The 1,465-nt window shown below is 74.6% G+C and carries 1 protein-coding gene; it reads right to left on the bottom strand.

What is annotated here, in order from left to right; genetic code table 11:
• The coding region (locus tag EK403_RS12685) for a glycoside hydrolase family 3 N-terminal domain-containing protein (protein ID WP_245479684.1) at positions 1 to 1,465 on the bottom strand (1,465 nt) is incomplete at both ends.

The raw sequence follows: 1,465 nt of genomic DNA, 5'->3' as shown, positions 1-1,465 counted from the left end.
GGGGGGGGGGGGGGGGGGAGCCTCGCCTGGTCCCCCGGCAGGCCGAGCTCGGCGCGGCTCGCGCCCTCGCCCGACTGGTCGAAGCGCTCGCCGAGCGCCAGCACCACGACCTCGGCGCGCCGCGCTGTCTCGACCGCGGCCGCGATCTCCTCGTCGCGCGAGGCCGCCGCCGTGCCGCCCGGCGTGAACTCCACCGTGGCGCCGGGAAGGCGCCGCTCGAGGCCCATGCGCAGCGTGACCGTTTCGGACGGCTCGCCGCGTCCGGCCCAGGGCCCGAGCGTGTCGGCGGGCGAGTCGCCGAGCGGACCGATCAGCGCGACCCGCCGGACATCGGGCGAAAAGGGCAGGGCGCGCCGCTCGTTCCTGAGCAGCACGAAGCTCTTTTCCGCGAGGTCCTGCGAGGCCGCGAGACTTTCGGGCGGGATCGGGCCGGTCGCGGACGCCGCGCGCAGCCCCCGCAAAGGATCGTCCAGCAGGCCGAGGCGCTGCTTCAGCCGCAGCACCCGGAGCACCGCGCCGTCGAGCGCCGCCTCGTCGACCGCGCCTTCGCGGACCAGCAGCGGCAGCTTCTCGACATAGGCCCGGGACTGCATGTCGACGTCCGCGCCGGCCGTGAAGGCGAGCCGCGCGGCGTCGGTCCGGTCGGCCGCGACGCCATGCGCGATCGTCTCCTGAATCGCCTCGAAGTCGCTCATGACCACGCCGCCGAACCCCCATTCGCCGCGCAGCACGCCGGTCAGCAGCCGGCGGTTCGCGATCGTCGGGACGCCGTCCGGCGCGTTGAAGGCCGACATCATGCATGCGGCGCCGGCGTCGACGGCGGCGCGAAAGGGCGGCAGATAGGTCTCGCGCAGCGCGCGTTCCGAGAGATCGAGCGCCGTGTAGTCGCGCCCGCCCTCGACCGCGCCGTTCGCGCCGAAATGCTTGACGCATGAGGCCGTCGCGTCCGGCGCCGCGAGGTCCTGGCCCTCGACGCCCCGGACCCTCGCCTCGGCGATGCGCGCCGCGAGCCAGGCGCTCTCCCCCGGCCCCTCGACGACCCGGCCCCAGCGCGCGTCGCGCGACACGTCGAGCATGGGGGTGAGCAGCATGTTGACGCCGTCGGCCGCGGCCTCCCGCGAGGCGATGCGCTCGGAGAGGCGGATCGCCTCCATGTCGAAGCTCGCCGCCTGGCCGAGCGGCGTCGGGAAGATCGTGCGATAGCCGTGGACCACGTCGAGCGCGAGGATCAGCGGGATCCCGAGCCGGCTCTGGGCGGCGCGCGCCTGCAGGTCCTTCATCGTCTCGAAGCCATGCGCGTTGAACATCGCGCCGACCGCGCCGCCCTTCAGCGCCCGGTCGATCGGCTCGAACTTCGCCTCGTGGACCGGCACGGCCGAGACCATGTTGAGCTGGCCGGCCTTCTCCTCGAGCGTCATGCGGGCGAGCAGGTCTTCGACGCGGTCGGCCGCCGGGTCCGCCAGGG

Source organism: Hansschlegelia zhihuaiae (assembly GCF_004103825.1).
GTDB classification, from domain to species: domain Bacteria; phylum Pseudomonadota; class Alphaproteobacteria; order Rhizobiales; family Methylopilaceae; genus Methylopila; species Methylopila zhihuaiae.
Note: the sequence above shows the minus strand (reverse complement) of the source record. Positions and strands in the feature narration are given on the sequence as shown.